Source organism: Mesorhizobium sp. WSM3859, from assembly GCF_002295065.1.
Taxonomy (GTDB): Bacteria; Pseudomonadota; Alphaproteobacteria; order Rhizobiales; family Rhizobiaceae; genus Mesorhizobium.
This window is the reverse complement of the sequence record NZ_NSGG01000011.1, coordinates 116429-140443: the sequence shown is the minus strand read 5'-3', so window position 1 is coordinate 140443 and position 24015 is coordinate 116429. Positions and strand designations below refer to the sequence as shown.

22 protein-coding genes and 1 other RNA gene are annotated in these 24015 nt (G+C 63.3%); 9 read left to right on the top strand and 14 right to left on the bottom strand.

What is annotated here, in order from left to right; genetic code table 11:
* The 12 genes from CK230_RS22280 to ffs all read right to left on the bottom strand — a co-directional run bounded on the left by CK230_RS22280 (position 1) and on the right by ffs (position 11557).
* Positions 1-345 carry a hypothetical protein gene (locus CK230_RS22280; RefSeq protein WP_095819294.1) on the bottom strand — a complete coding sequence of 115 codons (345 nt, stop codon included), beginning with the start codon at positions 343-345 and terminating at the stop codon, positions 1-3.
* Positions 346-384: 39 nt separating this feature from the next.
* Positions 385-1134 carry an ABC transporter ATP-binding protein gene (locus CK230_RS22275; RefSeq protein WP_095819293.1) on the bottom strand — a complete coding sequence of 250 codons (750 nt, stop codon included), beginning with the start codon at positions 1132-1134 and terminating at the stop codon, positions 385-387.
* Positions 1131-1967: an ABC transporter ATP-binding protein gene (locus CK230_RS22270; RefSeq protein WP_095819292.1), complete on the bottom strand. Its 837-nt coding sequence runs from the start codon at positions 1965-1967 to the stop codon at positions 1131-1133. The genes CK230_RS22275 and CK230_RS22270 overlap by 4 nt, the downstream gene beginning before the upstream one ends.
* A gap of 10 nt (positions 1968-1977) precedes the next feature.
* Positions 1978-2898 (bottom strand): nickel transporter permease, encoded by a 921-nt coding sequence (gene nikC, locus CK230_RS22265; protein ID WP_095819291.1) that lies wholly within the window; start codon positions 2896-2898, stop codon positions 1978-1980.
* On the bottom strand, positions 2895-3962 hold the full coding sequence (locus CK230_RS22260; protein ID WP_095819290.1) for an ABC transporter permease: 1068 nt from the start codon (positions 3960-3962) through the stop codon (positions 2895-2897). The genes nikC and CK230_RS22260 overlap by 4 nt, the downstream gene beginning before the upstream one ends.
* A gap of 18 nt (positions 3963-3980) precedes the next feature.
* Positions 3981-5612, bottom strand: a complete 1632-nt coding sequence (locus CK230_RS22255) for an ABC transporter substrate-binding protein (RefSeq protein ID WP_095819289.1) — start codon at positions 5610-5612, stop codon at positions 3981-3983.
* Positions 5613-5879: 267 nt separating this feature from the next.
* Positions 5880-7127 (bottom strand): lytic murein transglycosylase, encoded by a 1248-nt coding sequence (locus tag CK230_RS22250; protein ID WP_095819288.1) that lies wholly within the window; start codon positions 7125-7127, stop codon positions 5880-5882.
* A 23-nt stretch (positions 7128-7150) separates the two neighbouring features.
* Entirely contained in the window at positions 7151-7756 is a 606-nt protein-coding gene (recR, locus tag CK230_RS22245; protein ID WP_040985994.1) for a recombination mediator RecR, read from the bottom strand.
* 200 nt (positions 7757-7956) lie between these two features.
* On the bottom strand, positions 7957-8931 hold the full coding sequence (locus CK230_RS22240) for a cell wall hydrolase (RefSeq protein WP_095819374.1): 975 nt from the start codon (positions 8929-8931) through the stop codon (positions 7957-7959).
* 218 nt (positions 8932-9149) lie between these two features.
* On the bottom strand, positions 9150-9473 hold the full coding sequence (locus tag CK230_RS22235) for a YbaB/EbfC family nucleoid-associated protein (protein ID WP_095819287.1): 324 nt from the start codon (positions 9471-9473) through the stop codon (positions 9150-9152).
* Between the two features lie 63 nt (positions 9474-9536).
* Positions 9537-11354 carry a DNA polymerase III subunit gamma/tau gene (locus CK230_RS22230; RefSeq protein ID WP_095819286.1) on the bottom strand — a complete coding sequence of 606 codons (1818 nt, stop codon included), beginning with the start codon at positions 11352-11354 and terminating at the stop codon, positions 9537-9539.
* A 106-nt stretch (positions 11355-11460) separates the two neighbouring features.
* Positions 11461-11557, bottom strand: an RNA gene (gene ffs, locus CK230_RS22225) — signal recognition particle sRNA small type.
* Positions 11558-11737: 180 nt separating this feature from the next.
* On the opposite strand from ffs, the gene CK230_RS22220 reads away from it, so the two are divergent.
* From CK230_RS22220 to CK230_RS22210, 3 genes are read left to right on the top strand one after another with little or no spacing between them, the layout of a single operon-like run.
* Positions 11738-12157 carry an HIT family protein gene (locus CK230_RS22220; RefSeq protein ID WP_040994488.1) on the top strand — a complete coding sequence of 140 codons (420 nt, stop codon included), beginning with the start codon at positions 11738-11740 and terminating at the stop codon, positions 12155-12157.
* A gap of 35 nt (positions 12158-12192) precedes the next feature.
* Positions 12193-13134, top strand: coding sequence for an NAD(+) diphosphatase (gene nudC, locus CK230_RS22215; protein WP_095819285.1), 942 nt, complete (start codon positions 12193-12195; stop codon positions 13132-13134).
* Positions 13135-13144: 10 nt separating this feature from the next.
* Complete coding sequence (locus CK230_RS22210; RefSeq protein ID WP_095819284.1) at positions 13145-13447, top strand: Dabb family protein; 303 nt, start codon at positions 13145-13147, stop codon at positions 13445-13447.
* A gap of 257 nt (positions 13448-13704) precedes the next feature.
* Here the strand turns inward: CK230_RS22210 and CK230_RS22205 are convergent, their stop codons facing one another.
* Both CK230_RS22205 and CK230_RS22200 read right to left on the bottom strand, forming a co-directional pair.
* A complete protein-coding gene (locus tag CK230_RS22205) occupies positions 13705-14568 on the bottom strand; it encodes a prephenate dehydratase (RefSeq protein ID WP_095819283.1) in 864 nt (287 codons plus the stop codon).
* Positions 14569-14577: 9 nt separating this feature from the next.
* Positions 14578-15306, bottom strand: coding sequence for a 3-deoxy-manno-octulosonate cytidylyltransferase (locus CK230_RS22200; protein ID WP_095819282.1), 729 nt, complete (start codon positions 15304-15306; stop codon positions 14578-14580).
* 193 nt (positions 15307-15499) lie between these two features.
* Here CK230_RS22200 and CK230_RS22195 point away from each other — a divergent pair, with 193 nt between their 5' ends.
* The 6 genes from CK230_RS22195 (at position 15500) to CK230_RS22170 (ending at position 23972) form a co-directional block, all read left to right on the top strand.
* Positions 15500-16168, top strand: a complete 669-nt coding sequence (locus CK230_RS22195; protein ID WP_095819281.1) for a cytochrome c family protein — start codon at positions 15500-15502, stop codon at positions 16166-16168.
* Between the two features lie 157 nt (positions 16169-16325).
* Entirely contained in the window at positions 16326-18206 is a 1881-nt protein-coding gene (locus CK230_RS22190) for an extracellular solute-binding protein (protein ID WP_095819280.1), read from the top strand.
* Between the two features lie 14 nt (positions 18207-18220).
* Positions 18221-20083, top strand: coding sequence for an extracellular solute-binding protein (locus CK230_RS22185; RefSeq protein ID WP_245430018.1), 1863 nt, complete (start codon positions 18221-18223; stop codon positions 20081-20083).
* 30 nt (positions 20084-20113) lie between these two features.
* Positions 20114-21208, top strand: a complete 1095-nt coding sequence (locus CK230_RS22180) for a microcin C ABC transporter permease YejB (protein ID WP_095819278.1) — start codon at positions 20114-20116, stop codon at positions 21206-21208.
* Positions 21208-22347 (top strand): ABC transporter permease, encoded by a 1140-nt coding sequence (locus CK230_RS22175; protein ID WP_095819277.1) that lies wholly within the window; start codon positions 21208-21210, stop codon positions 22345-22347. Before CK230_RS22180 ends, CK230_RS22175 begins: the two co-directional genes overlap by 1 nt.
* The gene (locus CK230_RS22170; protein WP_095819276.1) at positions 22344-23972 is read left to right on the top strand and encodes an ABC transporter ATP-binding protein; all 1629 of its coding nucleotides are present in this window, start codon (positions 22344-22346) and stop codon (positions 23970-23972) included. Before CK230_RS22175 ends, CK230_RS22170 begins: the two co-directional genes overlap by 4 nt.
* The last annotated feature ends 43 nt before the right edge of the window (positions 23973-24015 follow it).

The following is a 24015-nucleotide window of genomic DNA, read 5'->3' as shown; positions in this document are numbered from 1 at the left end:
TCATTCGTCATCGCGTAGGCCGAGAGGACGCGACTTGGCGCGCTGCCACGGCGATGACTTTGAGCTGCGCCAAGCGTGCCAACCCTTTGGCAAATCGGCCAATTCCAGGATGCTTTTGTCCCGGTCAACCACCTCTCGCAAGCCTACGAGCATCATGTCGCTTTCATTCCGATCTCGCGTGTCGCTGCTGTAGAACTGCCAACTGCCCCCTTCATCGTTGTCGTTATCGTCGTCGTCATCGTCATTTTCATGCACAACGTATGCGATCCAGTCGCCGTGTCTGAATATGCCCGTGTCCGATAAGACCGCGACGTTCGGTGGGTCTTCGAAGTCCCATCGCTCCATGCGAAATCTCCTAAATGGCTATGCGCCAACAGGACCATCTCAAGCCGTCCGCACGAACCCCTCGCTCGCCCTGAGCAGGTTGCGCGTATAATCCTCGCTGACGCGATGCCCGATCAACTGGCTTGCGGTCAGCGTTTCCACCGCCTCGCCATTCTGCATCACCATCAGCCGCTCGCACATATGGGTGATGATGGCGAGGTCGTGGCTGACCATCAGGAAGGTGAGCTTGTGGCGCCGCCGCACCTCTTCCAGCAGGTTCAGCACCTCTGCCTGCACCGAGGCGTCGAGCGCCGAGGTCGGCTCGTCGAGCAGAAGGATCGAAGGTTCGAGGATCAGCGCACGCGCGATGGCGACACGCTGGCGTTGGCCGCCGGAGAGTTGGTGCGCATAGCGGAAGCGGAAACCCTTGCCAAGGCCGACCTCGTCCAGCGCGCGCTCGATGCGCTTTTCGCCATCGGCAATGCCGTGGATAGCCAAAGGCTCCTGCAGCAGGCGATCGACAGTCTGGCGCGGATGCAGCGAGCCGTACGGGTCCTGGAAGACCATCTGCACTTCGCGGTAGAAGGCCTTGTCGCGCGTCTTGCCCAGGGGCTTGCCGTTGACGGTGACGGTGCCGGAAGCGACAGGCGCAAGGCCGGTGATCGCCTTCAGCAGCGTCGACTTGCCGGAGCCGCTTTCGCCGACCAGGCCGTAGGATTCGCCTTCGCGCACTTCCAGGCTTACGCCCTTCAGCGCGCGAAAACGGTCGAAGACCACTTCCAGTCCCTCGATGGCGATCGCGGCGGTCATGCAGCCCACTCCGGCTTGCGGTCGAGCACCGGCAGCGGATGGCGCTCGAAGCCGATCCTCGGCATGCAGTTGAGCAGGCCGCGCGTGTAGGGGTGCTGGGCATCGCGCAGTTCGGACGCCTTGATCTGCTCGACCACCTTGCCGGCATACATGACGACCACGCGGTCGCAGAAGGACGACACCAGGCGCAGATCATGCGAGATGAAGATCAGCCCCATGCCGCGCTCGGCGACGAGCTTGTCGAGGATCTTGAGCACGTCGAGCTGCACGGTGACGTCGAGCGCCGAGGTCGGCTCGTCGGCGATCATCAGCTCGGGTCCGGTGATCAGCATCATGGCGATCATGGCGCGCTGGCCCATGCCGCCCGAGACCTCGTGCGGATAAAGGTCGAAGACGCGGGCCGGATCGCGGATTTGCACCGCCTGCAGCATGGCCAGCGCCCGCTCCCGCGCCTCGGCCTTGGAGACCTTTTCGTGCGTGCGCAGCGTCTCGACGATCTGGCGGCCGATGGTCATCACCGGATCCAGCGAATATTTCGGATCCTGTAGGATCATGGCGATGCGGTTTCCCCTGAGCGACCGGCGCTGGCGTGGCGAGATCGAGAGCAGGTCGATGCCGTCGAAGGCTAGCTTCTTGGCCGAAACCTCGGCCTGCGGCGGGGTCAGCCCCATGATGGCGCGGCCAGTCTGCGACTTGCCGGATCCGCTTTCGCCGACGATGCCGAGACGCTCGCGGCCCAGCGAGAAGGACACGCCGCGCACCGCCTGCACGAGGCCGGTGCGGGTCGGGAAGGTGACGCGCAGTTCGTCGATGTCGAGGAGCGCGTCGCTCATTGGTCGCCACTCATTGGTCACCACTCCGGGGGTCGAGCGCGTCGCGCAGCCCATCGCCGAGCAGGTTGAAGCCGAGGCTGACGATGAGGATGGCGGCGCCGGGCGCGGCAGCCACCCACCATTGGTCGAGGATGAAGCGGCGACCGGAGGCGATCATCGCGCCCCATTCCGGCAGCGGCGGCTGCGCGCCGAGACCGAGGAAGCCGAGGCCCGCGGCGGTGAGGATGATGCCGGCCATGTCGAGCGTCACCCGGATGATCAGCGAAGAGATGCAGAGCGGCATGATGTGGCGCAGCACGATGCGGAAGGGCGAGGCGCCCATCAATTGCACTGCCTTGATGTAGTCGGAGTTGCGGACGGTGAGCGTCTCGGCGCGGGCGATGCGCGCGTAAGGCGGCCAGGAGGTGATGGCGATTGCCAGCACGGCGTTCTCGATGCCGGGGCCGAGCGCCGCAACGAAAGCCAACGCCAGCACCAGCTTGGGAAAGGCGAGGAAGATGTCGGTGATGCGCATCAGGATCGTGTCGGTCCAGCCGCCGGCGTAACCGGCGACGGTGCCGACCAAAAGGCCAATGGGCGCGGCGATGATGGCGACGAGGATGACGACATAAAGCGTCCAGCGCGAGCCGTAGACGATGCGCGAATAGATGTCGCGGCCGAGGTCGTCGGTGCCGAACCAATGCGCGGCGCTCGGCGCCAGCAGGCGGGCGTTCTTCAGGTCGCCGACGGTCGGCGAGTAAGGCGCCAGCACATCGGCAAGGGCGGCAACCACCACCAGCGCGAGGATGATGAGCAGCCCGACCAAAGCCAGCCGGTTGGCGGAAAATCGCCGCCAGGCGACATAGGCGCGGCCGAGTTTCGCTTGCAGGCGCGAGGCCGGGCGGTCGCTGAGCAACCATTCGCGACGTGACTGGATTGCCTCGGCGCTCATCCGACCTTCGTCCTTGGATCGAGCAGCCGGTAAAGCAAGTCCGACAGAAGGTTGATGGCGATGAAGACGGAGCCGATGACGATGGTGCCGCCGAGCACGGCGTTCATGTCGGCATTGGTCAGGGAATTGGTGATGTAGAGGCCGATGCCGGGCCACGAGAAGACGGTCTCGGTCAGCACCGAGCCTTCGAGCAGGCTGGCATAGGAAAGCGCAATCACGGTCACCATCGGCACCGCCGCGTTGCGCAGCGCATGGCCCCAGATAATGCGCGTCTCCGACAGGCCCTTGGCGCGCGCGGCGACGATATATTCCTGCGCCAGCTCGTTCAGCATGAAGGAGCGGGTCATGCGGCTGATATAGGCGAGCGCGAAATAGCCAAGCAGCGCCGCCGGCAGGATGATGTGGCGGTAGGCGTCGTAAAAGACGTCCCATTGGCCCTGCATGGCCGAGTCGAGCAGGTAGAAGCCGGTGATCGGCGTGAAGGTATATTCGTAGACCACGTCGAGCCGTGCCGGAAAGGCGACCCATTGCAGCTTGGCGTAGAACAGGACGAGCCCGAGCAGCCCCAGCCAGAAGATCGGCACGGAATAGCCGATCAGGCCGATGATGCGCGCGATCTGGTCGATCAGGCTGCCGCGTTTGACGGCGGCCAGCACGCCGAGCGGCACGCCGAGGACGGCGCCGATCAGGGTACCCAGCGTCGCCAGCTCGATGGTTGCCGGAAAGACCCGGCGGATGTCTGACATCACCGGATTGGTGGTCAGCACCGAGGTGCCGAAGTCACCTCTCAGCGCTGCTTTGACATAGAGATAGAACTGCTCGATCCAGGGCAGATCGAGGCCCATCTCGCGGCGCGTGCGCTCGACGACGGCGGTCGGCGCGCGATCGCCGAGGACGGCCAGCACCGGATCGATCGGGATGACGCGGCCGATGAAGAAGGTAACCGCGAGAAGACCGAGATAGGTCGTCACCGCGACGACCAGGAAGCGGCCGAGCGAGGATAGGATAGCGACGGCACGGGCGCTGCCGCGCCCTGCCGCCGCCTGGTTTTCAGCTACGCTCACTAGGCGCGTCCGCGGACGCTATTCCTTCGAGACCGGACCGACGAAGTTGGTGTCGAAGCTCGGGCCGAGCGCGAAGCCCTTGAGGTTCTTGCGCAAGCCCGCCACTTCCAGCTGCTGGTGGATGATGACGAAGGGGCTGGTGTCGAGAATCTTCTTCTGCAGATCCTTGTACATGTCGGCGCGCTTGCCCGAGTCCTTTTCCAGAAGCGCCGCCTCGGTCTGCTTGGTCAGGTCCGGGATATCCCAGGCGTTGCGCCAGGCTAGCGTCTTGATCTTAGCGGCGTCGGAATTGTCCGGATTGGAGGCGAAGGTCTGGGCGTTCGAGTTCGGATCGAAGTAGTCCTGGCCCCAGTTGCCGATATAGATGTCGTGGTTGCGGGCGCGGTACTTGGTAAGCGTTTGCTTACCGTCACCCGGGATGATCTCCAGCTGGATGCCGGCCTGGCCAAGCGTCTGCTGGATCGATTCCGCCATGCCCGTGGTCGGCTGGCCGACACGCACATCCATGGTCACCTTGAACCCGTCCGGCAGGCCGGCCTTGGCGAGCAGTTCCTTGGCCTTGGCGACGTCGAGCTTGAACGGGTTGTCGTCGATGGCGCCGAGGTCGCCCTTGGGCAGGAAGGACTGGTGGATCTCGCCGATGCCCTTGAGGATGGTGGTGCTCAGCGCGTCATAGTCGACCAGATATTTGAACGCCTGCCGCACCTCGGGCTTGGCGAGGTTCGGGTTCTTCTGGTTGAGGCTGATGTAATAGACGGTGCCCTTCGGCGCGCTGGTAGTGGTGAGGTCGGCATTCTTGGCGATAGCGTCGAGGTCGTTCGGCTCGAGGTTGCGGGCGACGTCGATGTCGCCGGCTTCGAGCGCCAGGCGCTGGGCCGAGCTTTCCTTCATGTTGCGGTAGATGACGCGGGCGAGCTTGGCCTTCTCGCCGTTGTAGTTGTCGTTGCGCTCCAGAACTACGGCTTCGTTGGCGCGCCATTCGCGCAACTTGTACTGGCCCGAACCGGCATAGCCGGTCTTCAGCCAGGCATTGCCGAAGTCGTTGTCCCATTTATAGTCCGCGCTCGGCGTGGCGGCGGCGACATGCTCCTTGACCAGCTTGGCGTCGACGACGGAGGCGACGGTGGCGGACAGGCAGTTGAGCACGAAGCTCGGCGCATAGGCCTTGTCGACGACGAACTGGAACGTGGTGTCATCGACCGCCTTGGCCTTCTCGGTAACGTTGTCGCCACTGATGCCAAACTGGTTGATGATGAAGGCCGGGCTCTTGTCGAGCTTGATGGCGCGCTCGAAGGAATAGGCGACGTCGGCCGCGGTGATTGGATTGCCGGACGCGAACTTCATGCCGGGCTTGAGCTTGAAGGTGTAGGTCAGGCCGTCGTCGGAAACGGTCCAGCTCTCGGCGAGGTCGGGCTTGACCTTGGAGGTGTCGCTGAGATCGAGACGGACCAGGAGATCATAGGTGTTGCCGGTGACTTCGGCCGTCGACAGCTCGAACGCCTCGCCCGGATCCATCGAGATGATGTCGTCGATGGCGAAGCCCTCGACCAGCGTGTCGGCGGGCGTGACCGCGAAAGCGGGCGTTGCGAGAAGCGCAGTCATCGCCACACCCGCAAGCAAGCTACGGACGGCAAACTTTTCCAGCATCATTGTGATCGTTCCCTGTTTTTGTTGACCTGAGTTCCCGGCTCAGGGTTTGATTATTCTTTGCGAAGCCGGCAGCGGCTTGGACCACTTACCGTCGTGGTTTTTGTCCAGTTGGTCAACTCCCTATTCGACGGTGCCCCCCTCCGCAACAAGCATTTTGCGAGACGGCATATCGGACCGAACGAGTGGCGATCCGTCGACTCATGCGCCGACTAAATGGAGCAACCGATCCGGAAAAATTTGCCAGGGTCCCTGGCCATGAAGTAGCCGTTATTTCAGTTGCGCGACCAAGCCTGCGTCGGGAAAGCAGGTGGCGGGCTTGCCGTTCTTCGCCTGCCAGACGCCGATCGAGCGGCGCGTCTTGAAGCCGGGCAGGCCGTCGGCGCTGCCGACGTCGTAGCCCTTGGCTTCCAGCGCCCGCTGCAGCGCGGCGATGTCGGAGCGGTGCAGGTCGCCGACCGGCCCCCAACTGCCGGCAAAGCTGGCGTCGCCCTTGGCGATGCGGTCGGCGGCATTGCCGATGAACAGGCCGTAGAGATCGCTGTTATTGTATTGCTTGATCACATAGAAGTTCGGCGTGACGATGAAAGCAGGTCCGCTGCGCCCGGCCGGCATCAGCAGAAGGCCTTCGGCCCTCAATTCGCTGGCCTGAAACGCCTTGTTGTCGGCGCGCCTGATGCCCATCGCCACCCAGTCGGAAATCTTCTTGCCCTGGTCGGGACCTTCGAGCGCACAGGAAACGTTTGCCGGCACGATCACCTCGACGCCCCAGCCGCGCCCCCTCACCCAGCCGTAGTGGACAAGGTAGTTGGCGATCGAAGCGAGCACATCCGGCGTCGAATTCCAGATGTCGGGTCGCCCGTCGCCGTCGAAGTCGACGGCGTGCTTGAGGAACGATGTCGGCATGAATTGCGGCTGGCCAAGCGCGCCGGCCCAGGACGATTTCATCGCATTGACCGGCGCCAGGCCGCGCTCGACGATTTCCAGCGCCGCCAGCACCTCGGTGCGGAAGAAATCCTTTTTCGTCGACATGAAGGCCTTGGTGCCGAGCACCTCGAAGGCATCGTAAGGCATCTTGGCGGCGCCGAAGCCGGTCTCGCGGCCCCAGATCGCCAGCACGATCTCGCCCGGCACGCCGTAACGCTTCTCGATCAGACCGAGCACCCTTGAATTGGCGCTCTCGCGTGTGCGCCCGCCCGTGGTGACGGCACGGACGATTTTTTCGGCGAAATAGTTGGCTGGCGGGCCGAACTCGGCCTGGTGCTGCTTCTCGGGCGTCGAGGGCTTTTCGCCGGGCAGGACGAGATCGGGCAGCTTGAGGTTCGGCTTCACGCCGAGGAAGGCTTCGTCGAAGGTTTTTTTCGAGATGCCTTTGGATTTGGCTTCGGGCCAGAGATCGGTTTGAAGCCAGGCCTGGAACTGGTCGTCGATAGGTGCAGCGCGGGAGGGGATGGTGAAAGAGAAAACCAAGACGGCCAAAAGGAAAACGGTGCCGAATACGCGCAGGAATGCCGTCATCTCCAGGTTGCCCCCCAATAACCTCAAAACGCCGTCCTCGATCGCAGCGCCGCTGCCAGCGTTCCTTCGTCGAGGTAATCGAGCTCGCCGCCGACCGGCACGCCATGCGCAAGCCGCGTCACCTTGACCTCGAAGCCTGACAGTTGGTCGGTGAGGTAGTGTGCCGTGGTCTGCCCCTCTACGGTGGCGTTGACGGCAAGGATGACCTCCTTCACCTCGCCGCCGGCGACCCGGTCAACCAGGGAGCGGATGTTGAGCTGGTCGGGACCGATGCCGTCGAGCGGCGACAGCGTGCCGCCGAGCACGTGGTAACGCACATTCATGGCCGCCGCGCGCTCAAGCGCCCAGAGGTCGGAGACGTCCTCGACGACGATCAGCGTGCCGGCGTCGCGGCGCGGATCGGTGCAGATCATGCAAGGGTCGGAGGTGTCGACATTGCCGCAGGTCGAGCAGATACGCACCTTGTCGACCGCCTCGCCCATGGCTGCGGCCAAAGGCTCGAGCAGCTGTTCCTTCTTCTTGATGAGATGGAGTGCGGCGCGCCTGGCCGAACGCGGCCCAAGCCCCGGCACCTTGGCCAGGAGCTGGATCAGGCGTTCGATTTCCGGACCGGCGATTCTCTTCGACATCGCCTTGATCTAGAGCAATTCCAGGAAAAGTGCGAAGCGGTTTTCCGTCCGGAATTGCGTGAAAGCGAAAAGATGGATCAGTTCGTCGTTTCGTGAAACGGCGGACTGATCCAGGATTTTTCCGAGCGGTTTGGAACAGCCGCAACGACACAGGGCCCGCCATGCTGCCATGACGGGCCCTGCGTTGGATGCAATCGGGTTCAGTTGGTTTCCAGCGGCCGGTCCTGGCTGGCGATCATCGCGCCGATGGCGTCTGTGTTCTCAGGCGTCGACTGGAAGCCCATCGACGCTTCCTGCGGCGCGTTGGGCACCGAGGTGATGTAGCGGCCCTTGAGCGTGCCGCCGAAACGCGAGGCGTCCGGTTCGGCCATCGGTTCCTGCATCGCCACAACGACCTGCTTCTGCGCGAGGCGGCTGGACTTCGCGGAGGGGACGGACGGCGCCGCAGCAGCCGTTACATATGTCTGTTCGACCGGAGCAGCCTCGGTCCGCGCGGCCATGGCGGCCGCCTTGGCCGGATCCGGCCGCACGATCGTCTTGACCACCGGCTCGGCGGAAGCCACCAGGACCGGAGCGGCGGGGTCGATCTTCTGCTGTTTGTCGGAGGCCATGGCGACCATCGGCTCATCCGGCAGCGGCTGCCAATTGCGACCGCGCTTCTCATAGAAGGCGTTGCCGCCGGCTACCATCGTGTAATGCATGTTCTTGTAGGGGAAACGCAGGCCGGCGGTGTGGAAATACATCGTGTTCTTGAGCTTGGCCTTGCGCTCGCCCTTGAGCACGGCATCCGCCGCTGCTTCGACATCGGGCAGCGCCCGAGAATTCATCGGCCGCGTCAGCACGCCCGGAGCGAACTGGCCCGGCTCGCCGACCACCTCGCAGATGGTGCTGCCATGCTGGCCCGAGCGCAGGCGGTTCATCACGACCGTGCCGACAGCGATCATGCCGTCGCGGCTCGACCGGTTGGACTCGAAGAACATCGCCCTTTGCAGGCATTCCTTGTCCTTCAGCGAGTGGCTTGAACGGGTGGTGAGGAAACTCGGCGTGAGAGCGTCGGTCAGACCCGCCACCGACATGCCATGGGAGGAAGTGGTCTGGCTGCAGCCGGCCAGGAGCAAGGGGGAAGTGACGATGCCGATAAGCAGCAGCGGCGTCTTCCATCGCGTCGCGATCAACAAAAAAGCCTCATGTCCAAGATGCCAGCCCGCCCCGAGATGTGGCAAGAATGAGACTCTTTCGGGCAAAAAGATGGCTATAAGGTTAGCAACTTCTGGACTTGGGTAAAACTTTATGAAAGCCGCGAAATGAGCCCGTGAGCATTGCCGGCAAAACGGTTAATATTGCCGCCCGGGACCGATTTCCGTTCACAATCAATTAACTGGCGGACGTCGCCTCAGAACGGCAATTTCATTCCGGGGGGAATCGGCAGGCCCGCGGTCAACGCCTTGGTCTTCTCCTGCATGACCTGCTCGACCTTATTTTTGGCGTCATTGTGGGCGGCCAGGATGAGGTCCTCGAGGATCTCGGCTTCATCCGCCTTGATCAGCGACGGATCGATTTTCAGCGCCCTCATCTCGAACTTGCCGGTGAGCGTGATGCTGACCAGGCCGCCGCCGGCCTGGCCGGTGGCTTCGAGCGTGGCGATCTCGTCCTGCATGGCCTGGAACTTGGCCTGCATTTCCTTTGCCTTGCCCATCAGGCCGAGAAGATCTTTCATCCTTGTGGTTCCTCTTTGTTGCTCGCAGGTGTGATCCGACCGGAACCGGCCGTGGATCATGCTCTAAATTTCGTCGTCGTCGGCCGCGGGCTCGACCGGCACTTCGGCCTTGGCCTCTTCAACGTCCGGCACGTCCGGGATGCGCACGTCGATGATCTTGGCGCCGGGAAAACGGGCCAGAATGGCGGCGACCGTCGGATCGCTCTTTGCGTCGGAGAAGGCGTTCTCGCGCTTCGTCGTCTCCATCTCGGCCAATGTCTGGCCGCCCTCCTCCTTCGACAGCGACACCAGCCAGTTGCGGCCGGTCCAGGCGCGCAGCTTTGAGGTCAGGTCGTTGAGCAGCATCTTCGGCGCGTCATCGGTCAGGGTGACGTCGAGACGACCAGGCTCGATGCGCACCGGCCGCACGCAGCGTTTCAGCAACACCTTGAAGGCCATGTCGCGATTGGCGTCGGCGAGCGCGACGATGTCGGCCAGCGATTTCACCGGAACGACGGGCGCTTCGGCGACCGGCTCCGGCGCCGGAACGTAGGCCTCCGACACAGGCTGCGCCTCGACCAGCCGCATCGTCTGCGCGCCCCCGCCGGTGGAGGCCGGCATCCGCGCCTGGGCGACGGCGCTTGCGCCGCCATTGCCCGGATTTGCGGGTGCGCCATTGGCGCGCGGCGCGCCATTCGGCAGCGGGCCTGCGCCTTCCAGCGATTTCAGCGCCTCGTCCAGCGTCGGCAGGTCGGCGGCATGCGCCAGCCTGATCAGCACCATCTCAGCGGCGCTGACCGGCCGGTTGGAGGACTGCACCTCGGGAATGCCCTTGAGCAGCATCTGCCAGGTTCGCGACAGCACGCGCACCGAGAGCGTGCCGGCGAACTCGGCGCCGCGCCGGCGCTCGTCCTCGGAAAGCGAGGCATCGTCGGCGGCCGACGGCACGAAGCGCAGGCGGGTGACGAGGTGGTTGAACTCGGCAAGGTCGGTGAGCACGGCGGCCGGATCGGCGCCGGTATCATATTGCGCGCGGAATTCGGCGAGCGCCGCCGCCACATCGCCCTTCATGACATGCTCGAACAGGTCGATGATGCGGGCGCGGTCCGCCAAGCCAAGCATGGCGCGCACCGCATCGGCGCTGACAGTGCCGCTGCCATGAGCGATCGCCTGGTCGAGGATGGACAGCGAATCACGCGCCGAGCCTTCGGCGGCGCGAGCGATCATCGCCAGCGCGTCGTCGTCGACGGAAATGCCTTCCTTGGCGGCGATCGAGGACAGATGCGTGACCAGCGCGCCGGCATCGATGCGGCGCAGGTCGAAGCGCTGGCACCGCGATAGGACCGTGATCGGCACCTTGCGGATTTCGGTGGTGGCGAAAATGAATTTGACGTGCGGCGGCGGCTCTTCCAGCGTCTTCAGCAGGCCGTTGAAGGCCTGGGTGGAGAGCATATGCACTTCGTCGATGATGTAGACCTTGTAGCGGGCCGAGACCGGCGCGTAGCGCACGCGATCGATGATGTCCCTGATGTCGTCGATGCCGGTGTGCGAGGCCGCGTCCATCTCGATGACGTCGACATGGCGGCCCTCCATGATCGCCTGGCAATGCTCGCCGGGGATCGAAAGGTCGACGGAGGGCTGGTCGACGGTCGCCGTCTTGTAATTCAGGGCACGCGCGAGGATGCGCGCGGTCGTCGTCTTGCCGACACCGCGCACCCCGGTCAGCATCCAGGCCTGGGCGATGCGGCCGGTGGCAAAGGCATTGGTCAGCGTGCGCACCATCGGCTCCTGGCCGATCAGCTCGGAGAAATTCGAGGGGCGATATTTGCGCGCCAGGACGCGATAGGCGCCGGCCTTTCCTGTTTCCAGGCTTTCTGGCCCTGAATTTCCGGCTTCGCTCATTCGCCGTCAAAAGCTCCCAGGACCGCGACGGAAGGCGGCCGATTCCTGCGCATAGTCTCGCCCGCACGGCTTGGCGCCGTCAATGTCGCGGGAGAAAGGCGAAGAGGCGGGAGGCTGGAACAATGACCCGTTCCGGGCTCGTTAGGGCTGCTTCCTTCCGGACCTGACCCGGTTGGCGAGTGGATCGTCCACCACCAACCTCCCGCGCTCCATATCGGCAATTCAGCGGCGAAATGCAAGGGGAGAGCCGAAACCTGTGCCATATGGAGACCGGGAAGTCATTCAAATCGCCAATAGCGGTCAATGAATCGCTTGCAGCCACCTTGCCGCCGCTCTAGCGTTCCTTGGTTTGAAGAATGATACAAAAGACAAAGGAAACGCCCATGCTGCCTGGCCTCAAGGCCGGTTTCACGCTGGACGCCCGTCTGGAGGCGGACAGCGAGCAGCTTATGTGGCTTGGCCTTTGCGAACTCAGATTGATGAACGATCGCCGCTGGCCCTGGCTGGTGCTGGTGCCGCAGCGGCCCGGCGTGGAGGAAATCCACGAGATGACGCCGCTCGACCAGGCGATGCTGACCTTCGAGACCAATATGGTGGCGCAGGCGCTGAAGCGGGTGACCGGCTGCACCAAGATCAACACCGGCGCGCTGGGCAACATCGTGCGCCAGCTGCATGTCCATGTCGTCGCCCGCTCCGAGGGCGATCCCGGCTGGCCGGGTCCGGTCTGGGGGCACGGCATACGCGAGCCCTATCAGCGATCCGACATCAGGCGGTTTGCCGAAACGATCAAGGCGGCGCTATAAGCTGACCAGTGTCCACCAGCGCATTCCGAGTCTCCATGAGCTTCCGCCTGTTTGACGCGCCCTTGCGCGAGCCGAGCCAGTTTGTCGGCTTCGCCGGCAACCGGATCGACCGGCAATCCGAGAACCGCGCCGACGACGCGGTCGAAAAGGCGCTCGCCGACCGGACCACGCGGCTGATGCTGATGCATGCCGGCCGGCTTTATCTCAAACTCGACGACGGCAAATTCGACCCCTGGTTCAACGTCGCCGAGAGCGAAGCCTTCGATGTCTCGCTCGACCATGGCGTGCTGCTCGGCTTGTCCGACGCTGGCCCGGTGGTGGCCGTCCCTGCGGGCATCGAGCCGGAAAATCTCCCCGAAACGGTCAAGGCGATCGATTACCGCTCGGTCTATATGCAGGGGCTGATCGACGAGGCGGCCGCCGGCGCCCTGGCGCAAGGGGCGGCGCTGCTCGCCTGGCACGCCAGCCACGCCTTCTGCTCGAAATGCGGCAACCGCTCGGAGATGCGCGCCGGCGGCTACAGGCGCCACTGCCCGGCCTGCGGCACCGATCATTTCCCGCGCACCGACCCGGTGGCGATCATGCTGACGGCGACGCGCGAAAAATGCCTGCTGGGGCGCGGCCGGCATTTCGCGCCGGGCATGTATTCAGCGCTTGCCGGCTTCATCGAGCCGGGCGAGACGATCGAGGCGGCGGTGCGGCGCGAGACGTTGGAAGAGGCAGGTATCCGGCTCGGCCGGGTCGTCTACCATGCCAGCCAGCCCTGGCCGTTTCCCTATTCGCTGATGATCGGCTGCTTCGGCGAGCCGCTGAATGAGGATATCCAGGCCGACCTCAACGAGCTGGAGGACTGCCGCTGGTTCTTCCGCGACGAGGTGCGCACGATGCTGGACAGGACGCATGCCGACGGCCTGATTACGCCGCCGAAAGGGGCGATCGCCCATCACCTCATCCGCGCCTGGGTCGACAGCGAATAGGAGCACAAGAATGATCCGTCACACCGTGGTGTTCACGCTGAAGCACGAGCCGCATTCGCTGGAGACAAAGCGCTTCCTGCACGACGCGAAGAAGATCCTGACCGGGATCAAGGGCGTCACGCATTTCGAGCAGCTGCGGCAGGTGAGCCCGAAGAACGACTACCAGTTCGGCTTCTCGATGGAGTTCGCCGACCAGGCGGCCTACACGCGCTACAACGAGCATCCCGACCACGTCGCCTTCGTTCGCGACCGCTGGGTGCCGGAGGTCGAGAAGTTCTTGGAGATAGACTACGTGCCGCTGGGGTTTGGCTGAGATTGAGTTGAGCGCGGACGTCGGAGATTGGCGCAGACCTCCGTGACGTCGTCATTCCAGGGCGGAGCGAAGCGCAGACCCTGGAATCCATGCCGTTACCTCAGCCGAGAGACGCAGCGGTGCAGAATTCTGGACCGCCGCAACGCGTCGAAGTCACGGCATGGATTCTCGGGTCTGCGCGCGTCGCTTCGCTCCTTGCTTCGCCCGTGAATGACGAAGCTTGAGCGTCTCGGCCAATCTCGTAGTCGAGGCTGGCGCTAGTCCGCCACTTTCCACTGCTCGCGCGAGGCGCTCGCCGGATAGACGCCGAGGATGCGCATCTCGCGCGAGAAGAAGCGCAGCTCGTCGAGCGCCAGCTTGACCAGCGGATCGTCCGGGTGGCCTTCGATGTCGGCGTAGAATAGCGTCGCGGTGAAGGCGCCTAACTGGTAGCTCTCGAGCTTGGTCATGTTGATGCCGTTGGTAGCAAAGCCGCCCATCGCCTTATAAAGCGCGGCCGGCACGTTGCGGACGCGGAAGATGAAGGTCGTCATCATCTTGGCGTCCGGCGCGGGCCGCTCCACCCATTGCTTGTTCTTGGTCAAGACGACGAAGCGGGTGACGTTGGAATCGGTGTCCTCGACATTCTTCTCGATAATGTCGAGGCCATAGAGCTCGGCCGCCAGAGCCGGCGCCAGCGAGGCCATGGTGCGATCCCTGACCTCCGACACCATCTTGGCCGAACCTGCCGTATCGCCCGCGACCACCGGCTTCCAGCCGTTCTTGCGGATGTATTTGCGGCACTGGCCCAGCGCGTGGATGTGGCTGTGCACGGTCTTGATCTCCTCGCGCTTCACCCCCGGCAACACCATCAGCTGGAAATGGATCGGCAGGAAATATTCGCCGACGATGTGCAGCTTCGATTCCGGCAACAGGTGATGGATGTCGGCGACGCGCCCGGCGATCGTGTTCTCGATCGGGATCATGGCGAGCTCGGCCTTGCCGGTCTCGACCGCGTTGAAAGCATCCTCGAAGGTCGGGCAGGGCAACGGGTCCATCGTGGGGAACATGTTGCGGCAGGCCGTGTCGGAATTCGCGCCGGGTTCGCCCTGGAAGGAGATTCTGTTGGTCTTGGCGGTCATGGAGACGTCTCAGTTTGAAAGGATCTGTCTTGCGCGCTCAAGATCGTCGGGCGTGTCGACGCCAAGCGGCAGCGATTTGACGATTTCGGCGTCGATGCGCATGCCGGCTTCCAGCGCGCGCAATTGCTCCAGTCGCTCGCGACGCTCCAGCGGCGAGGGCTTGAGCGCGACAAAGCGTTCGAGCGCGGCACGGCGATAAGCGTAAAGGCCGATGTGATGGTAGAGCGGCCCCTCGCCCCAGGGCGCGGTGGCGCGGGTGAAATAGAGCGCTTTCAGCCGTGTCGACGACAGCGGCGAGCCGACGATCTTGACCACATTGGGGTTGGTCTTCTCCTCGTCACGCACGATCTCGACGCCGAGCGTGGCGATGTCGACCGATCTGTCGTCGAAGGGCCGCAGCGACGCGCCGATGATCTCGGGGTCGATTGTCGGCAGGTCGCCCTGGACATTGACGATCGTTTCCACCTGCTTTTCGGGGTCGAGAGCGGTCAGCGCCTCGAAGATGCGGTCGGAGCCCGATTCGTGATCCATACGGGTCATGACCGCCTCGAAGCCGTGGGATCGTACGGCTTCGGCGACCGCTTGTGTGTCGGTCGCCACCACGACGCGGCCAAGCCCGGCCTCGGCGGCGCGGCGGGCGACATGGACGATCATCGGCGCGCCGACAATATCGGCCAGCGGCTTGCCCGGCAGGCGCGTCGAGGCCATGCGGGCGGGGATCAGGATCAAGGTTGACATCGGATTTTGGAGCGGTTGAAAAACGGGGATGGAAAAGTGGCAAAAGGTCTCACTGGAAGCGCCCTTATAGGTGTTGCAACGCCAGAGCAAAAGACCTAGTTTCCGCCCGGTTTGACTGGCCTTTCAGGGCAGTTCGCGATACCGACGGACGGAGTGGACGGGACTGTCCGCCGGAAAAGGGAGCAAGGGGCGTATGGATTCCAACGAAGTCAACAAGCTGCTCGGCGGATTTCTGGGAACCTGCTTCATCGTCTTTTCGATAGGCCTCGTCTCTGACGGGCTGTTTGCCTCGCCCGCCCCCGAGAAGCCCGGCTTCGCCATCGAGGCGCAGGAGCCGACCGAAGGCGGCGCGGCCGCGCCTGCCGCGGCTGAAAAGCCGATCGCTGACCTGCTTGCCAGCGCCAGCGCCGATGCGGGCGCCGCCATCTTCAAGAAGTGCCAGGCCTGCCATTCCGGCGAAAAGGGCGGCCCGAACAAGGTCGGCCCGGATCTCTGGGACATCGTCGACCGCCCCGTCGCCGAGCACGAGGGCTTTGCCTATTCGTCCGGCATGAAGGATTTCTCCAAGGGCGGCCAGGAGCATTGGACCTACGAGAATCTCAACCATTTCATCACCTCGCCGAAGAAGTTTGTGAAGGGCACGGCGATGGGCTTTGCCGGCCTGCCGAAGGAAGAAGACCGGGCCAATGTGATCGCCTATCTGCGCACGCTGTCGGACAATCCGAAGCCGCTGCCTCAGCCGGGCGCCGCCGCCGACGCCTCGGCGAAGCCGGCCGAAGCCGCGAACCCGGCGGAAGGTGCAGCGCCTGCCAAGCCCGCCGAAGGCGCAGCGCCGGCCAAGCCGGCGGCGCCCGCTCAATAAACAATTTGTAATCGAAGCATCCTCAGAAAAGCCGGGTTCGTCCCGGCTTTTCTGTTAGGAAACCTGCATGCACCGCTACAAAGCCGGCCCTTGCGGTTTCCACCAGCGTCAAATGATCTAGATTGCGGGTGGTTGGAACCAGCGACGAGGAGAACGCATGAAGGTTGGCCGCTTCCGCACGCTTTTCGCATCGGCATTCGCGCTTGCCTTAGCCTCGGGTCTGCAGGCCAGCTTCGCCGACGAATGGCGCACGACATCGTCGCTGATCGGACCTTCAAAATACGGCGAGAATTTCCAGCGCTACGACTACGTCAATCCGGATGCGCCGAAGGGCGGCAGCTACAACTCCGTGGTCACCGGCACGTTCGACAGCTTCAACCCCTATATCGTGCAAGGATCGCCGGCCGCGGGGCTGGTCGGGTTCGGCGGCGGGCTGCTCTACGACACGCTGATGGATCAGGCGACCGACGAGGGCAGCGTCAGCCACCCGCTGGTTGCCGATGCCTACAAATACCCTTCCGATTATTCATCCGCGACCTACCGGCTCGATCCGCGCGCGAAATGGCATGACGGCCAGCCGATCACAGTCGACGACGTGATCTGGTCCTTCCAGGTGCTCAAGGCCAACAGCCCGCAATACAACCGCTATTTCGAGAACGTCACCGATGCGGTGGCGATCTCCGATCGCGAGGTCGAATTCCATTTCAATCAGAAGGGCAACCGCGAGCTGCCCAAGATCCTCGGCGATCTCGTCGTTTTGCCGAAGCACTGGTGGGAAGGCACGGACGCAAGCGGCAAGAAGCGCGACATCACCAGGCCGACGCTCGAGCCGCCGCTCGGCTCCGCAGCCTACAAGATCGCCAGCTTCAAGCCGGGCTCGGAGATCGTCTGGCAGCGCGTCCCGGATTATTGGGGCGCCAAACTGCCGGTGAAGATCGGCCGCGAAAATTTCGACACCCAGCGGTTCACCTACATCCTCGACGACAACGCCTCCTGGCAGGCCTTCACCAAGGGCGGGCTGGACGACATCAAGCCGGAGAACAGCTCGAGGCGATGGGCGACGGCCTATAATTTTCCCGCCATCAGCGCCGGCGACGTCATCAAGAAAGAATTCAAGACAACCTCGCCGGAGCCGATGCAGGCCTTCATGCTCAACCAACGCCGGCCGCTGTTCCAGGATCGCCGGGTGCGCGAAGCGCTGACCTATCCTTACGATTTCGAGACGATGAACCGCACGCTGTTCTTCAATTCCAACACGCGCACGCACAGTTATTTCCAGGGCACCGAATTGGCATCGAGCGGGCTGGCGCAAGGCAAGGAGCTCGAAATCCTGGAAAAGTATCGCGACAAGCTGCCGCCTGAACTGTTCACCCAGGAATTCAAGCTGCCGGTCTATGACTCGCCGCAGGCGGAGCGGAAATATCTGAAGCAGGCAGTGGACCTCTTCGCCCAGGCAGGCTGGGTGATCAAGGGCGGCAAGATGGTGAACGCCAAGACCGGCGCGCCGTTCAAATTCGAGATTCTCGGCACGTCCGACACGGACCAGGTCCTCGCGGGCAACTACATCGCCAATCTGCGCAAGATCGGCGTCGATGCGACGCTGCGGATCATCGATCCCAGCCAATACGTCAACCGCGTCAACAATTTCGACTACGACGTCATCACCAACCTGCTGCAGCAGTCGGAATCGCCGGGCAACGAACAGCGCGATTTCTGGAGCTCGAAGGCCGCCGACTCGCCCGGATCGCGCAACTATGCCGGCATCAAGGACCCGGTGGTCGACGCACTGGTCGACCGCATCATCTTCGCCACCGATCGTGACGATCTAGTCGCGGCCACCCATGCGCTCGACCGGGTGCTGTTGTGGAATTACTACGTCGTCCCGCAATACTACCGCGCAGTGTTGTGGCTTGCCTATTGGAACAAGTTCGGCATGCCGGACAAGCAGCCCACCTACCGCGGCGCCGATATCGATTCCTGGTGGATCGACCCCGAGAAGGAAAAGGCTCTAGCCGCCAAATACAAGGGCCTCAATTGATGGAGCGGCGGACTATGCTTCCTCGCCGCGACTTCCTGGCGCTCGGCATCGCTGCGACGGCAGCCGCGCTGCTGCCCGGCCGCGCCTTCGCCGACATCCCGGCCGGCGTCAAGCTGCACGGCCTGTCGGCCTTCGGCGACCTTAAATACAAGCCCGACTTCACGCATTTCGACTATGTCAATGTCGATGCGCTCAAGGGCGGCACCTTCAACTTCTCACCGCCCAACTGGGGCGCGAACCAGAGCCCGCAGACCTTCAACACGCTGAATTCCTTCGTCCCCAAGGGCGATTCCCCGCAGCGCATCGAAATGTGTTTCGACTCCTTGATGGTGCGGGCGCTCGACGAGCCTGACGCGGTCTATGGGCTGATCGCCGACGGCGTCACGATCTCGGACGACCGCAACAGCTTCACCTTCTCGCTGCGCCCGCAGGCGCGTTTCCATGACGGCACGCCGCTCACCGCCGACGACGTCGCCTTCACCTACAAGCTGCTCAAGGACAAAGGGCATCCGGACTACGCACTGTCGTTGACGCATCTGGATGATGCGGTGGCGAAGGACACCCACACGGTCGAGCTCAAATTCTCCGGCAAGCAATCGGCCCGCACCATCCTCAACGTGGTCGTTTTTCCGATCCTTTCGAAAGCCTTCTTCACGGCCAACCCGTTCGATTCCTCGCAGCTCAATCCGCCGCTCGGCTCAAGCGCCTACAAGGTCGGGCGCTGGTCGGCGGGCGCCTGGATCGAATATGAGCGCGTGGCCGACTATTGGGGCAATGACCTGCCGGTCAACCGCGGCCAGAACAATTTCGGACGTATCCGCATCGAGTTCTACCAGGATCGCACGGCCGGATTCGAGGCCTTCAAGAAGGGCGAGATCCTCTACCGAGAGGAGTTCACGTCACGAGTCTGGGCGACGGCCTACGACTTTCCGGCCTTCACCGCCGGCAAGGTGATCAAGCATGAGTTCTCGGCCGAAACCACGCCTTCCATGCAGGCCACCGCGGTCAACCAGCGGCGTGAGCAATTCAAGGACCCGCGCGTGCGGCAGGCGATCGCGCTCTGCTTCGATTTCGAATGGACGCGGCGCAACTTCTTCTATGGCTCCTATGAACGCTCGCAGTCCTGCTTCGAGAAATCCGACTTCCGGGCCGCGGGCATGCCAACGCCGCAGGAGTTGGCGCTGCTGGAACCACTGCGCGACCAACTGCCGCCGGAGACCTTCGGCGAGGCGGTGATGCAACCGCCATCGGACGGATCCGGACGAGACCGCAAGCAACTGAGCGCAGCGCTGAAGCTGCTCGCCGAGGCCGGCTGGAAGCGCTCCGGCGATTTCGTGCTCAATGACAAGGGCGGCCGGCTGACCGCCGAATTCCTGGTCGACGACGAAACCTTCGTGCAGGTCTATTCGCCCTGGGTCGCCAACATGAAGGCCATCGGCATCGATGGCTCGATCCGCCTGGTGGATTCTGCGCAGTACCAGCTCAGGCAATCGACATTCGATTTCGATCTGCTGTCGGCCGCCTTCAATTTCAGCGCCACGCCGACCCGCGACGACCTGGAAATCTTCTTCCACTCGCGCAGCGCCGCAATATCGGGCTCGCGCAACCTGTCGGGCATCGCAAGCCCGGCCGTCGATGCGCTGATCGATGCCGTCGGCGCCGCCAAGGACCGTGAAAGCCTCACCGCTGCCATGCGCGCGTTGGACCGGGCCTTGCGCGCGCGACGCGATTGGATTCCAAGTTGGTATCTGGCGAATCACCGAAGCGCCTATTGGGACATGTTCGGCTTCCCCGAACAGAAGCCCGATTTCGGCTTTCCGGTCGAGGCGCTGTGGTGGTTCGACAAAGGCAAGGCGGCAAAGATTGGCAAAGCCTGACATGAACGTTTGCGCGGAGCCGGACGCCTGATGGGCGCCTATATACTGCGCCGCATTCTTCTCATGATCCCGACGCTGTTCGGCATCATGGCGATCTCCTTCGCGGTCATCCAGTTCGCGCCGGGCGGCCCGGTCGAGCAGGTAATTGCCCGGCTGACCAACCAGGGCGGCAACGACCGCCTCGGCGGCGGTGGCGGCGACGCGGGCGGCACCAATTTCGACGCTGCCGGCGATGTCGGCTCGAAATATCGCGGCGCGCAGGGGCTCGACCCCGAATTCATCAAGAAGCTCGAAAAGCAGTTCGGCTTCGACAAGCCGCCGCTCGAGCGCTTCGGCATGATGCTGTGGAACTATATCCGCTTCGATTTCGGCGACAGCTATTTCCGCGATATCTCGGTGCTGAACCTGATCCTGGAGAAGATGCCGGTCTCCATCTCGATCGGCCTGTGGATCACACTTTTATCCTATCTGATCTCGATCCCGCTCGGCATCCGCAAGGCAGTGAAGGACGGCTCGACCTTCGACGTCTGGACCAGCGGCGTCGTCATCGTCGGCTATGCCATTCCCGGCTTCCTGTTCGGCATCCTTTTGATGGTGCTGTTCGCCGGCGGTTCGTTCTGGGACTGGTTCCCGCTGCGCGGCATCGTGTCGGACAATTGGGATCAACTCTCCTGGCCCGCCAAGATCGCCGACTATTTCTGGCACATGACGCTGCCTCTGACGGCGCTGGTGCTGTCGGCTTTCGCAACGACCACCCTGCTCACCAAGAACTCCTTCCTGGAGGAGATCCGCAAGCAATATGTCGTGACGGCGCGCGCCAAGGGCCTGTCGGAGGGCAAGGTGCTCTATGGCCACGTCTTCCGAAACGCCATGCTGATCGTCATCGCCGGCTTTCCCGGCGCCTTCATCTCGGCCTTCTTCACCGGCTCGCTGCTGATCGAGAACATCTTCTCGCTCGACGGCCTCGGCCTGCTCGGCTTCAAATCGGTGATCGACCGTGACTATCCGGTGGTGTTCGCCACCCTCTACATCTTCTCCCTGCTTGGCCTGTTCGTCGGCCTGTTGTCCGACCTGATCTACACCTGGGTCGATCCGCGCATCGACTTCGAGCGGAGAGACATCTGATGGCCGAGGCCGCAATCGAAAGCGCGCCGGCCAGGCCTCGCAGGCCATTCCTGTCGCCGCTCAACCAGCGGCGGTTGCAGAACTTCAAGGCCAACAGGCGCGGCTACTGGTCGCTCTGGATTTTCCTTCTCCTGTTCGTGCTGTCGCTGTTTTCTGAACTGATCGCCAACGACAAGCCGATCATCGCCTCCTACAAGGGCGAGATCCTGTTTCCGGTCCTGGTCGCCTATCCGGAGGAGAAGTTCGGCGGTTTCTATGCCGTCACCGACTATCGCGATCCGGTGATCCAGGACGAGATCAATTCCAATGGCTGGATGATCTGGCCGCCGGTCCGTTACTCCTATCAGACGGTCAACAACGCCATTCCGGAACCGGCGCCGGCGAAACCATCCTGGCTTTACGACAAGAAGACGCGCTGCAGCCAGTATCCGAAGGGCGAGGCCGACGAGAACTGCACCGTCGGCAACTGGAACTGGCTGGGCACCGACGACCAAGCCCGCGACGTGCTGGCGCGCGTGCTTTACGGCTTCCGCATCTCGGTTCTGTTCGGGCTGATCCTGACGCTCGGCTCATCGCTGATCGGCGTCGCGGCCGGCGCGGTGCAAGGCTATTTCGGCGGCTGGACCGACCTTCTCTTCCAGCGTTTCATCGAGATCTGGTCGGCGATCCCGGTGCTCTACCTACTGCTTATCGTCTCGGCCATCCTGCCGCCCGGCTTCTTCATCCTGCTCGGCCTGATGCTGCTGTTCTCGTGGGTTGCCCTGGTTGGCGTGGTGCGGGCCGAATTCCTGCGCGCCCGCAACTTCGAATATGTCAACGCGGCGCGCGCGCTCGGCGTGCCAAACCTTACCATCATGTTCCGGCACCTGTTGCCGAACGCCATGGTGGCGACGCTGACCTTCCTGCCCTTCCTGCTCTCAGGCTCGATCTCGACGCTGACCTCGCTCGACTATCTCGGCTTCGGCCTGCCGCCCGGCTCGGCCTCGCTCGGCGAGTTGCTGAAACAGGCGCAGCGCAACCTCAACGCCCCCTGGCTCGGCATTTCCGGCTTCATCGTCATCTCGCTGATGCTGTCCCTGCTGGTCTTCATCGGCGAGGCGACGCGCGACGCCTTCGATCCGCGCAAGACGTTCAAATGAGCGAAGCCCTGCTGTCCGTCCAGGATCTGAGCGTCGCCTTTGCGCAGGGCGGCAAGCAGTCCATCGCCGTCGACCATATCTCGTTCGACATTGACAAGGGCGAGACGGTTGCCCTGGTCGGCGAATCCGGCTCGGGCAAATCGGTATCGGCGCTGTCGGTGCTGAAGCTTCTGCCCTATCCCGCCGCCAGCCATCCCTCGGGCAAGATCCTGTTCAGTGGCAAAGACCTGCTCGCAATGAACGAGAAGGCGCTGCGCGGGGTGCGCGGCAACAAGATCACCATGATCTTCCAGGAGCCAATGACCTCGCTCAACCCGCTGCACACGGTCGAGCAGCAGATCGTCGAGGTGCTGCAGCTGCATCAAGGCATGCGCGACGCGCCGGCCCGCGCGCGCACGCTGGAGCTGCTCAACGAGGTCGGCATCCGTGAGCCGGAAAAACGTCTCGACGCCTATCCGCACCAGCTCTCCGGCGGCCAGCGCCAGCGCGTGATGATCGCCATGGCGCTCGCCAACGAGCCGGAGCTTTTGATCGCCGACGAGCCGACGACGGCGCTCGACGTCACCGTGCAGGCGCAGATCCTTCAACTGCTCGCGGAGTTGAAAAGCCGCAAGGGCATGTCGATGCTGTTCATCACCCACGACCTCGGCATCGTCAGGAAGATCGCCGACCGTGTCTGCGTGATGACCAAGGGCAAGATCGTCGAGAGCGGTCCGACCAGGGAAATCTTCGCCAATCCGCAGCATGCCTACACCAAGCATCTGCTTGCGGCCGAGCCGAAAGGCAAGCCGCCGGCAGCCGATCCGGGCGCCAAATCCGTCATGACGGGCAAGGACATCAAGGTCTGGTTCCCGATCAAAAGGGGCTTCTTCCGCAAGACCGTCGACCATGTGAAGGCCGTGGACGGCATCGACGTCACGGTGCGGGCCGGCCAGACGCTCGGCGTCGTCGGCGAGTCCGGATCCGGCAAGACCACGCTCGGCCTGGCGCTGGCTCGCATGATCTCCTCGACGGGGACGGTCAATTTCAACGGCCGCGACATCAACCAGCTTTCCTTTAGCGCCATGCGGCCGCTCAGGCGCGAATTGCAGATCGTTTTCCAGGACCCGTTCGGGTCGCTCAGCCCACGCCTGTCGGTCTCGGAGATCATCGAGGAAGGCTTGAAGATCCACGAGCCGAAGCTCTCACCCGACCAGCGCGACGACAAGGTGGTCGCCGTGCTGAAGGAGGTCGGCCTCGATCCCGAAACGCGCCATCGCTACCCGCACGAGTTCTCCGGCGGCCAGCGCCAGCGCGTGGCGATCGCGCGCGCCATGGTGCTCAATCCGCGCTTCGTCATGCTCGACGAGCCGACCTCGGCGCTCGACATGAGCGTGCAGGCGCAGGTGGTCGATCTTTTGCGCAACCTGCAGGCCAAGCACAATCTCGCCTATCTCTTCATCAGCCACGACCTCAAGGTCGTGCGCGCCCTTGCCAATGACGTCATCGTCATGCGCAATGGCAAGGTCGTCGAAGCGGGACCTTCCGAACAGATCTTCAGCAGCCCTCAGACCGACTACACGCGGGCGCTGATGGCGGCGGCCTTCAAGATCGAGACGGCGCCGACCGGCGTGGTCAGCGAATAGTTATCTATTTCGCGCAATTCCCGACGGAAAACCGCTACACTTT

What these genes read in the sequence shown, in the direction of transcription:
- CK230_RS22200 (WP_095819282.1), bottom strand. Translation starts at nt 15,306, where the DNA reads ATGTCAACCTTGATCCTGATCCCCGCCCGCATGGCCTCGACGCGCCTG.
- CK230_RS22250 (WP_095819288.1), bottom strand. Translation starts at nt 7,127, where the DNA reads ATGACGGCATTCCTGCGCGTATTCGGCACCGTTTTCCTTTTGGCCGTC.
- CK230_RS22180 (WP_095819278.1), top strand. Translation starts at nt 20,114, where the DNA reads ATGGGCGCCTATATACTGCGCCGCATTCTTCTCATGATCCCGACGCTG.
- nudC (WP_095819285.1), top strand. Translation starts at nt 12,193, where the DNA reads ATGAGCTTCCGCCTGTTTGACGCGCCCTTGCGCGAGCCGAGCCAGTTT.
- CK230_RS22185 (WP_245430018.1), top strand. Translation starts at nt 18,221, where the DNA reads ATGCTTCCTCGCCGCGACTTCCTGGCGCTCGGCATCGCTGCGACGGCA.
- CK230_RS22205 (WP_095819283.1), bottom strand. Translation starts at nt 14,568, where the DNA reads ATGACCGCCAAGACCAACAGAATCTCCTTCCAGGGCGAACCCGGCGCG.
- CK230_RS22170 (WP_095819276.1), top strand. Translation starts at nt 22,344, where the DNA reads ATGAGCGAAGCCCTGCTGTCCGTCCAGGATCTGAGCGTCGCCTTTGCG.
- CK230_RS22190 (WP_095819280.1), top strand. Translation starts at nt 16,326, where the DNA reads ATGAAGGTTGGCCGCTTCCGCACGCTTTTCGCATCGGCATTCGCGCTT.
- CK230_RS22220 (WP_040994488.1), top strand. Translation starts at nt 11,738, where the DNA reads ATGCTGCCTGGCCTCAAGGCCGGTTTCACGCTGGACGCCCGTCTGGAG.
- CK230_RS22280 (WP_095819294.1), bottom strand. Translation starts at nt 345, where the DNA reads ATGGAGCGATGGGACTTCGAAGACCCACCGAACGTCGCGGTCTTATCG.
- CK230_RS22230 (WP_095819286.1), bottom strand. Translation starts at nt 11,354, where the DNA reads ATGAGCGAAGCCGGAAATTCAGGGCCAGAAAGCCTGGAAACAGGAAAG.
- CK230_RS22175 (WP_095819277.1), top strand. Translation starts at nt 21,208, where the DNA reads ATGGCCGAGGCCGCAATCGAAAGCGCGCCGGCCAGGCCTCGCAGGCCA.
- CK230_RS22255 (WP_095819289.1), bottom strand. Translation starts at nt 5,612, where the DNA reads ATGATGCTGGAAAAGTTTGCCGTCCGTAGCTTGCTTGCGGGTGTGGCG.
- nikC (WP_095819291.1), bottom strand. Translation starts at nt 2,898, where the DNA reads ATGAGCGCCGAGGCAATCCAGTCACGTCGCGAATGGTTGCTCAGCGAC.
- CK230_RS22195 (WP_095819281.1), top strand. Translation starts at nt 15,500, where the DNA reads ATGGATTCCAACGAAGTCAACAAGCTGCTCGGCGGATTTCTGGGAACC.
- CK230_RS22210 (WP_095819284.1), top strand. Translation starts at nt 13,145, where the DNA reads ATGATCCGTCACACCGTGGTGTTCACGCTGAAGCACGAGCCGCATTCG.
- recR (WP_040985994.1), bottom strand. Translation starts at nt 7,756, where the DNA reads ATGTCGAAGAGAATCGCCGGTCCGGAAATCGAACGCCTGATCCAGCTC.
- CK230_RS22235 (WP_095819287.1), bottom strand. Translation starts at nt 9,473, where the DNA reads ATGAAAGATCTTCTCGGCCTGATGGGCAAGGCAAAGGAAATGCAGGCC.
- CK230_RS22275 (WP_095819293.1), bottom strand. Translation starts at nt 1,134, where the DNA reads ATGACCGCCGCGATCGCCATCGAGGGACTGGAAGTGGTCTTCGACCGT.
- CK230_RS22270 (WP_095819292.1), bottom strand. Translation starts at nt 1,967, where the DNA reads ATGAGCGACGCGCTCCTCGACATCGACGAACTGCGCGTCACCTTCCCG.